Here is a 9,318-nt window from a genome sequence, read left to right as displayed (position 1 = left end):
TCAGAACGGTTGCGGAACCGAGCGAATACTACTGGTTGCCTCCGTGGTGATAGGCGAATCATAACCCATGGGTATAGGCATGGACGATAAGACATAATATGAAGTTATCTCCTTTAAGGGGAACCCAGAGCCAGCCTTGAGCCTACGAAAATCCCTAGGCTGGCTCTTCCCGTGGATTTTATGTCCACAATTTGATTGTAGCACAAAAAATATTATATTATAGCATATTTTTTTAATTTTTGTAACAAATTCTTGAGGTAGTCGGGAGCTTCGACTTCCGACTCCCAATCCCGACTCCCTAAAACCTTGCACCTCACCGATTGATAAAGTTGGTACTATACCATAAAATAGTAATCTCGACTAGACGGTGGCAGTAATTTACATAGGCGATCGCAATACCGGCAAGACAGCCTTAGCCATTGAGTTAACTAACTCTAAATTTGACTATGTCCATATTCCCAACCAGAGTTACGACAACCTGAAGGCACTCTTCTTTGATGAAACAGAAGACAAATTTCGACCCACACCAGTTGATCCCACCAATGTCTATAGCACTCGTTACCTTGAGGTAGAAGTAAAGTTACCGGCTGGTCGCAAGACCATCTCTATAGACTGGATCGATACTCCGGGGGAAGTCTGGCGCAAATCCTGGCAGCTGGATAATCCCCAACAATGGCAGCAGGTATTGGCAGCAGTAAAGCAGAGCGAGGGGATTTTGCTAGTCTTGCCACCCTATCGGGAGATGCTATCACCCCAGGCTCCGGTAGACTTCTCGGAATTTCCTACTCAACAACAGTGGTGTAATAGATTTCAACGGTGGGTAGATTTTTTTCATAATGATTGCCCCAAGGTACGACATATTGTGATTTGCTTAAACAAAGCCGATCTATTTTGCGATTTAGAGCAAGAAGCCTTTCAGCTTGCCTATGATCCACTGCGTTCTCGGAAAAACTGGTATCAACGTAATAGCTATGTTTCCCAGCGCTACTTTCGACCAGTGCAACGTCAACTAGTAGCCATGACTAAACCTCCTGCGGGGGTGCCTGTGCGTTGTTTTATTACCAGTATTTATAATCGTGCTCTGTTAGAACTACCCTGGATTTATTTAGCCAGCTTTCTTGCTAGTTAGGAGGTAAGCTATCAGTTATCAGCTATCAGCTATCAGCTATCAGCTATCAGCTATCAGCTATCAGCTATCAGCTTCAGTTATCAGCTATCAGCTATCAGCTTCAGTTATCAGCTATCAGCTATCAGCTATTAGCTATCAGTTATCAGTTATCAGTTATCAGTTATCAGGTGATCTGCACGCTGAACAAACCCTTTAAAATAAAACACCTAAGCTTTGTTTAATCTTAGTTACGTCTACTGACCGCTGACCGCTGACCGCTGACCGCTGACCGCTGAATGCTTACGTTAAGAGAGGAATTACAAGATGGGAAATATCTTTGTCATTGGTCCGCGAAAATCAGGAAAAACCACTTATTTAGCTGGTTTGGCTTATTGGTCCGAGCGAAAAATGGCTTTTAACCAGAAGATGTTTACCGTCCACCCCTTGAATGAAGATGCTAGACATCTTGCTGAACAAGCTAGAAATATAATCCTGTCAGGAGATTCCTTAGAAGGCACAAGACTTCCTTTAGGAGGGGTTAGTGATTTACCTGTTTACTCCTTTCAGATCGAAGTGAAGAGAAAGCTGCATAAGAACGAAACGATTAACCTAGTTGTTAAAGATGCTGCTGGAGAACTTTTTGACGAATTAGAATCAGGCTTTATATACCATAAACACGAAGATTTATTTCAAGAATTATTAAGTAAGGATGTAGGGGGATGTTTAATTTTCCTGACTGGGTGGCAAGGAAATAGTGATGAGTATTACGCTCAAAAATTGAGGGTTTTTACTCAAAAACTCGATTTCTATGAAAGAACCAAAGACTTACGGGTAGCGGTGGCCATCACTAAATGTGAACGAGGGGAACTGTGGCCGGGCAGGCTTGATCCAGGAGTTGACTTGTTTGATGTGCATTTACGACAAACTAAATTATTGCTTCAATCGGAGATTGCACCAGAAAACTTGCGCTTTTTTGCTTTATCAACCTTTGGGGTTTTGGGTCGAAATGACCCCAGACCTAATCGTATCAATGAACCAGGATGGGATGGAGAAATGTCAGTGCTGAGAGACCCTGATAAATGGCAACCCTATAGTATATTTTCTCCCCTTTATTGGCTCAGTACAGGCAACAGGATAGGAGTCAATGTTTAATAAGTGGTTAGGAAAAAACAAGTTAGGGAAAAAAATCCTGCCTAAACCAGCACAACTGAGTGCTAGTGTGCGGGTGATTGGAGACCGTAAATCTGGCAAAACTACCTACATGGCTGCCTTGGCTCGTTGGCCTGGAGCTGACCCCTCCACCAGTCCAGTGCAGACAGTAACACCAATTAATGAAGATGGGGAAGCACTAATCGAGAAAGCCAAGAAAATTTTAGAACAAGGGGAGCAGTTAGAAGGCACTCCCTTGGATGCTAAGGCCGATGAAGTTAAAGATTATAGTATCGAGATAGTTCTCAAAGACCAGTTTTCCTGGCGGCGGCTGAAGACCAGCTTAGGTTCCTCTTTGGTAAGGCTCAACATAAATTGTAAAGACTATTCTGGAGAGTTTTTCCAAGATGTGTTGTACCAAGCAGCTACCCCCTTGCTTCGGGATTACCTAGAAGATGCCGTGCAAGCCAACGGCATTATGTTACTGGTTGATGGCTTAGCTAATCGCAAAGACAAAGAGTATGCCAATGGTCTGGATAAATTTTTGATCGCACTAGACCGAGCAGAAACAGGGGTGATACACCGGCGCATTGCCCTGGTTCTCACCAAGTGCGAACAGCCTGAGTTATGGGTAAATCGCCATCAACCGACGTATGTAGCAACCGCTCGCTTTCCTGAAGTTATGAAACGATTGCAGGCTTGGGAGCAATCGGGACCTGGAAGCATTGATTGCTTCACCACCTCGGCTTTTGGCATGTTGGGGGAGCGCCATCCAGAACCAAACATGAGGCGTATTAGTCGAGACCGTGAGGGAATTAAGGAATCAATCCTGAAAAATCCCCAGGGTTGGAAACCCTTTGGCTTAGTAGCTCCGATCTACTGGCTTTGTACTGGCCAACGGCATAGAAAACTAGACCAGGAGTAAAACAATGGACTCTTTTAATGGTAATTCTATTACTATTACTGTTGAAATTTACGAATTTAGCACTGGTATCAAGGCTGAGATCACCCCAGATGGGGGCTGGATATCCAGAGGCTTCACTGGACGGTACATGAATGTCACTTTACCCCAGATTCCCTATACGGTCGAGCGCGCGATCGCTAATAAACGATTTGCTGTAGTTGAGGGTGCTAATAGTAACCAGCCAGCAGTAATTGGTCGAGTTGTGCCAGGAGAGCCCGATTCTTGTATACCGGATTGGTCAGTGGTGGCAGTGGTGAGTCGGGGTAGGGATGATGGGGGAAGACCTCTTTCAGTCTATCGTTATTTCCTCTGTCAGGGGGCAGATAGTCTCGGTAAAATCCTGAGCTGGATGGAGGACTATGCCCAGCGAGTAGGCCATCTGCCTGTTTTTAATCCTTTTGAGACTAGAGTAGATCCTTCACAAGAGATTTCTATACCACCTGAAATCCCCTCAGAGAAACTTGAGCACAAGTTTGAGCATAAGTCTGTGCCGATAGTGCTCTCATGGCAGCATAAGCCTAATTTCAGACTGATTAACAAAATAGCTGAAATAAAAGCTGGAGCTGAGCCGGTATCCTGGGCTTACAATGCTCAAGCCTTAGAGAACCCTTGGAGCTTTGTTGTGATTCATCCAGCCAGTGAGCGTGCCTATGGAAGTTTTCTGCAAGTGAAGGCTAATCGTCCCTTAGCTCTGATGCCAGCAACGGTAGACGAACAGGCACTCAAGTCAGCAATTAAACGCTTGATCAACAGTTCTCAGGTGAAATCAGAAGCGGTTCGTCAGATAGCAGGGGCGTTAGGGAACCAGAAAATTACTTCAGACTACTGGCACAGGTTATTTGATGATCAAGGAGCCCAACATGCTCTGAGCCAGAACTTATATACTCCTCAATTCATAAGATTGATAACTCTCAGAGCCATGGTGATTCCAGAAACTCTACCAGAGTTTTTGGATTGGTTGAATATCAAGGGTGGTAGACATAAACCTGACAACAATCAAGTCATATCCTTAGAGTTTCAAGAGGCTATTGGTGACCAAATCCCACCGGAGCTACTTGCTAGGGGCATCAAACTTATCCTGCCTAAACTGCTCGAAAAACAAATCACTCCTGAAGCTGTTCATTGGTTACTGGCAGCTCGTCACAGTGCCTGGAAACATTACCGCAAGCAGTTTATCAATGATGTTCAAGCTGATTTAGAAATGATTAGTAGTTTTAATCGGCGGTCATATAGTTCAGAGTCCAACTCTTTCCGTTGTGGAGATAAAATTTGGAATAGATTAAAATATTTGAAAGTAATTCGCCGCCGACATAGACACTCTGAACCTTATTACAAGCCTCTAGCTAAATTGTTTGAATGCCTGAGAGAGTATCGTTTATCTGCCTATTTTTATCAGGTTGGTTTTGGTGGAGTACCAAAGGAAATATTTAATAAAGCTTTTCCAAATTCACGTAAATCGGTTCAAGACGCTTTTGGATTGCCTATCAAGCCAATGATGACTCCACAAGAACAAATAAGTAAGCAATATTCTGGGATTTTAAACTTTATATGGAATAATAGAGACTATTTTTCGATTATTATAGGATTATTTTTAATTTTCTCGCTTAGTTATAAATTTATTCAAAAATCCGGAGATTATATCAGTTATATAAACAGGCAACTATCAAACAAAAAAAAAGATGTCAAAAAAAAATCAAGTACTACAAAGAGTGCTGTGGTTACTCCAACCCAGCCTACTTCAGGACAGAAGGTCAATCTTGCTCCTGAAATGACTAAAATTGAGAAGGATAAAGCACTTGCGGAATTTCCTAAAACCACTAGTCAAGTAATTTCGAGAATAGTCCAGGAATTGACTAATGATCTCAAAGGTATACTACCACAAGATCTACCAGCAACACCAGATAAACGAGAAAATGAAATTGAAGTTGTCAAAGCACTTAAGACAATTCTTAAAGACCCAACTCTCAATTATACTGGTGCAATTGAAAGAAAGGTAAAACCTGAAAGTATAAAATATTTAAGTACGAAATGGGTAGAAGCTATTTATGCATATCAAAAAAATAAAGGGATTCAGTATGATGGTATCATAAATTATTTACCTGGAATATCTGAATCAACCTATGAACAATTAAAGTATGATACCAAAAAAAATCTTGAACAAGTAGATAATAGAACCCAAAATAATCAAAATAAAACATGATGTAAAAAATGCGGATTTACCTTTACATACTAGCTGGAATAACCTCAGCATTAATTGGCTGGAATATCGGTCAAGTCGCCATTACTAACCTAGGCTTGTCAAGGCTAATTCCAGAAGAAATTGTCCTATTTCCGTGCATTGCTATCTCCTTAGCCGTGGGGATGGTAATTAATGAAATCTTTATTAGTAACCCCACCAGACTTAAACTAAACCTCCGCATTGCCAAAATTCCGATCCTGATTGCTGTTGGCTTAGGAATTATCATCGGTTTAATTTCTGGAGTGATTTACCAAATCCTGTTATTATCTCCTATTCCAGGAATTATAATTAGACTCCTAAGTTGGCTCTTAATAGGGAGCTCAGTAGGCTTGGCAGAGGGACTGACTTGGTGGTGGCGCAGTGTGGAAGCAGGGGATCCCAAACGCTTCCAAGAACGGTTAAGAACTAGTATGATTGCGGCTAGTGGTGCAGCGTTAGTTGCTGCTCTACTGTTTGAATCGATCCGCCCACTGTTGAGTGAGATCGAAAACAGAGGTTTTGAAGACCCTCTAGGATTCTCGATTTTAGGCTTGGTGCTAGGTTTAGTATTTAGCATTACCAATTCACCAAGTTATATGGCAGCACTGAGAGCAGGTGGTGGTTTTGAATACACCGGACCTAACTATGAAGATAGTGAGCCAGGGGTGATCACCGTAAATAATCCTTTTCCCTATATCAATAAGTCTCTACTAAAATTTGTCAGTAACAGTAAAGCCGATGAAATCGAAGAGGGGTTGTCAATTCAATTACCTGCTACTGGCACGATTAGAATTGGCTCTGCTGTCAAACAGGTAAACCATAAAGGAGGCTCGGATATTTATTTGCCTGGATTGCCACTCCATGTAGCAGACATAGTACTGAAGCAGCGCCAAGCAATTTTATCTCCCAATCCCCTACATTTCAATACTATCGAAATTAACGGTAAACCCTTGAAAACCCGCGAAGATATTGTTTTGAAACATAACCATGTCTTGACGTTTAATAGCCTTTATCCAGGAGGGAAAAATGAAGAAAAAATCTATCGCTTTGTCTACTACAATCGTTTCTTTGACCCGCAAGCTTAGTTTACTAATATTGTGTGCCGGTTGCTTTAGTTATCCTAGTGGAGTACAGGCACAAGAAGCGAAAATCCTTAATGCCACCGTTGAGGATGAACAGGTCAAAATTCGCATCCAAGTCAAAAATGAATATGACCAACCTGTCACCAACCTCACCGATGAAAATTTCCAGGTCTATGTAAATAATGATAAAGTTACCTTTAAGCCCAAGCATTGGAAAAATCCGACAAAAGCTGAGCAGCCTTCGGCCTGGATTATCTTCCTACTGGACATGAGTGGCAGTATGGCCAAGCCCGATAAACCAGGCTCTAGCCAAAGCAAACTGGAGGGAGCCACTGCAGCGATGCGAGAATTTATCAAAAATACAGCAGATCGCAGTAGTCATACTCAAGTAGCAATTGTTCCCTTTGGTGAACCCCATCCCAAAAATTGCCCCAAGGGTGGCTATCCTGTTAATCAAGCCACACTCAATAAATTTTTTCCTGTAGGAGACTCCGAACTCCAAAACTATCTTGGTGAGCTTGCCAGTAAAAAACCCTGTGCTGCCACTAATGTCTACAAACCCCTTACTGAAGCAGTAAATTTCTTAAGTGAGCAAAGAGGTGACCCTCGCTTCTATCCGAAAAAAGAGAAATTCTGGCAACCTCAGCCTCAACAGCCCCGGCTTTCGATTATTCTTCTATCTGATGGTTATCACAGTACATCGGCAACCAAAGAAGCAGAAGAGCAGGAATTTGAAACACTCAAGAGACTGATCAAAGTCAATGATAATATTATTGTGCATACTTTGGGGTATGGCTTAAAACCTCGAGAGTTAGCCGAGAAGTATAAAAACAATGGCTTTTCTAAACAAGAAGCAACAAGGGAAGACGTTTTTTATACTGAGGGTGGCAAGAAAAAATTGCCACCAAACAAAGTACCAGAAGAAGAGTTTGTAGACCGCGATCGCATAGACGAAATTTCCAGGATTACGGGAGGAATTTGTAAAATTTCGGGGGATGCTCAGGCTCTTGGCAAGTCCTTGAAAGTATTCCTTGATGCTCTGCTCGGTGAGTATGAAATCACCTACAATGACCCCAACCCGATACGGGCGGAAAGGCATCAGGTTCAGGTTAAAGTTGATTCCCGACATGTTTCCACAGAACGCTCTGAACCTAAACCTTACAGAATTACCTCCTTTGGATGGTCACTTCCTTTACCGATCAGACTGACCATGTTTCTGGGTACTTTCGTGGTCATGGGAGTTGGAGGTGCAGTGCCATTTTACTTATGGGGACAATATCTAAAGCGAGAGGAACTTGAAGATTAATATATCAAAGAGAACAGGGAGTCGGGAGTCGGGAGTCGGGAGCGGTGCGACCCGTGGCGAATTTAATAATTAGATGCGGAAAGCGCACCGAGGGAGTCGGGAGTCGGCAGTCGGGAGTCGGGAAAAGGTAACAAAAATTCTCACAATTCCGACACGGATTGGTATTACAGGTCTTGGTGGCGAGTGTGGGAAATTGGGCGCGATGTTCCTTCGGAACCGCTTCGCGAACGCATCATCTCCAGCACAAGCGGTAGAGTTTTCTTCCTGGTCTAGTTCACAACTACACCATTATAATTACTAACCCTATCTGGAAGGAGCCAAACAATCTTGTTTCCCGATTCCCGATTCCCGATTCCCGATTCCCGATTCCCGATTCCCGATTCCCGATTCCCGATTCCCGATTCCCGATTCCCTAAAAAAAAACCCAATCGATAACTCCTATAAAATGGTAAACTATACATTCATTCTCCATATAAATAATATAGAAGATGAATACAGCTATGCCATTAATTTAGACAAAAGCCAGGAAGATAATCCCGATTTATTTTTCCCTAAATCAGAGCGAGAAAAACTGAGAAATTGGTTTCAAGAGCAAAGCCTATACAAAATTAATGATGATAACCTTAATAAAATCATAGAAACCTGGATAAAAGACATAGAAGAAGGCTTTAGAGACAGTTCAATTACTATGGCTTTACCTTTACTGATTAGTCAGATGAAAGAAGCCGGTAATCAAGAAATACCCCATCCAATTTACCCAGATTTGTCTGGGATAGAACCTATTTCAGGAATGTTACCGCCGTTGAATTTTAATTAGAATTATTGTAGAAGTAGGGAACAGGGAACAGGGAGTAGGGAGTAGGGAGTAGGGAGTAGGAAGTCAAGAATATGGCATCAAAAATTATCACAATTAATTCATTTATTATCTCTAGATTTAGACAGCGTTTTTAATAACTATGAGGTACATAGAATTTTTTCCCGGTTCCCGATTCCCGATTCCCGATTCCCGATTCCCGATTCCCGATTCCCGATTCCCGATTCCCGATTCCCGATTCCCGATTCCCGGTTCCCTTTTTAGTTCAATCCTATGTTCACAACTCAAATAAAAACCCTATACAACAATGAGTAATCCACCCCTATATGTAACAATTACTCCTCATCGTGAATTTCTGCCTGCGGATACCCCAGACCAGAAACTATTTGTGATGTTGAAACTGCGACCGACCAAAGAAGTAGCAGTCGAGCTACCCTCAACTAGTTTTGCTTTTGTGATCGATACCAGTGGTTCCATGTATGAAGTGGTGGAAGGGGACACAAAACCTACAGGTAGAGTTTACACACAGGATGGAAACGACTATGAGGAAGTGATAGGTGGTAAAACCAAGATCGATATTGTGATTGAGTCACTGTTAAATTTAGTGCGCTCTAACCAGTTAGGTGGAAGCGATCGCATTGCCATTATCCAATTTGACGACCAAGCCTCTACTATTG

Annotated in this window: 9 protein-coding genes and 1 pseudogene; all 10 read left to right on the top strand. The window is 42.3% G+C overall.

Annotated features, from left to right (window positions below; translation table 11 throughout):
* Positions 1-367 precede the first annotated feature (367 nt).
* A complete protein-coding gene (locus tag LYNGBM3L_RS14435; RefSeq protein WP_008184446.1) occupies positions 368-1,129 on the top strand; it encodes a hypothetical protein in 762 nt (253 codons plus the stop codon).
* Between the two features lie 303 nt (positions 1,130-1,432).
* Entirely contained in the window at positions 1,433-2,260 is an 828-nt protein-coding gene (locus tag LYNGBM3L_RS14430) for a hypothetical protein (protein ID WP_008184443.1), read from the top strand.
* On the top strand, positions 2,253-3,182 hold the full coding sequence (locus LYNGBM3L_RS14425; protein ID WP_008184439.1) for a hypothetical protein: 930 nt from the start codon (positions 2,253-2,255) through the stop codon (positions 3,180-3,182). Before LYNGBM3L_RS14430 ends, LYNGBM3L_RS14425 begins: the two co-directional genes overlap by 8 nt.
* 4 nt (positions 3,183-3,186) lie before the next feature.
* On the top strand, positions 3,187-5,421 hold the full coding sequence (locus LYNGBM3L_RS14420) for a hypothetical protein (protein WP_008184437.1): 2,235 nt from the start codon (positions 3,187-3,189) through the stop codon (positions 5,419-5,421).
* An 8-nt stretch (positions 5,422-5,429) separates the two neighbouring features.
* The gene (locus LYNGBM3L_RS14415) at positions 5,430-6,524 is read left to right on the top strand and encodes a hypothetical protein (protein WP_008184435.1); all 1,095 of its coding nucleotides are present in this window, start codon (positions 5,430-5,432) and stop codon (positions 6,522-6,524) included.
* The gene (locus tag LYNGBM3L_RS14410) at positions 6,466-7,827 is read left to right on the top strand and encodes a vWA domain-containing protein (protein ID WP_008184433.1); all 1,362 of its coding nucleotides are present in this window, start codon (positions 6,466-6,468) and stop codon (positions 7,825-7,827) included. Before LYNGBM3L_RS14415 ends, LYNGBM3L_RS14410 begins: the two co-directional genes overlap by 59 nt.
* Before the next feature lie 73 nt (positions 7,828-7,900).
* The gene (locus tag LYNGBM3L_RS40700) at positions 7,901-8,128 is read left to right on the top strand and encodes a hypothetical protein (protein WP_131826922.1); all 228 of its coding nucleotides are present in this window, start codon (positions 7,901-7,903) and stop codon (positions 8,126-8,128) included.
* A 144-nt stretch (positions 8,129-8,272) separates the two neighbouring features.
* Positions 8,273-8,644, top strand: a complete 372-nt coding sequence (locus LYNGBM3L_RS14400; protein ID WP_008182213.1) for a hypothetical protein — start codon at positions 8,273-8,275, stop codon at positions 8,642-8,644.
* Between the two features lie 139 nt (positions 8,645-8,783).
* Positions 8,784-8,933 carry a hypothetical protein gene (locus tag LYNGBM3L_RS43555; RefSeq protein ID WP_154659747.1) on the top strand — a complete coding sequence of 50 codons (150 nt, stop codon included), beginning with the start codon at positions 8,784-8,786 and terminating at the stop codon, positions 8,931-8,933.
* Between the two features lie 15 nt (positions 8,934-8,948).
* A pseudogene (locus LYNGBM3L_RS14395) lies at positions 8,949-9,318 on the top strand (VWA domain-containing protein); the annotation flags it as partial.

Origin of the sequence: Moorena producens 3L, assembly GCF_000211815.1 — a bacterium.
GTDB lineage: Bacteria > Cyanobacteriota > Cyanobacteriia > Cyanobacteriales > Coleofasciculaceae > Moorena > Moorena producens.
The sequence above is the reverse complement of the archived record's forward strand: the minus strand, read 5'-3'. Positions and strand labels throughout refer to the sequence as shown.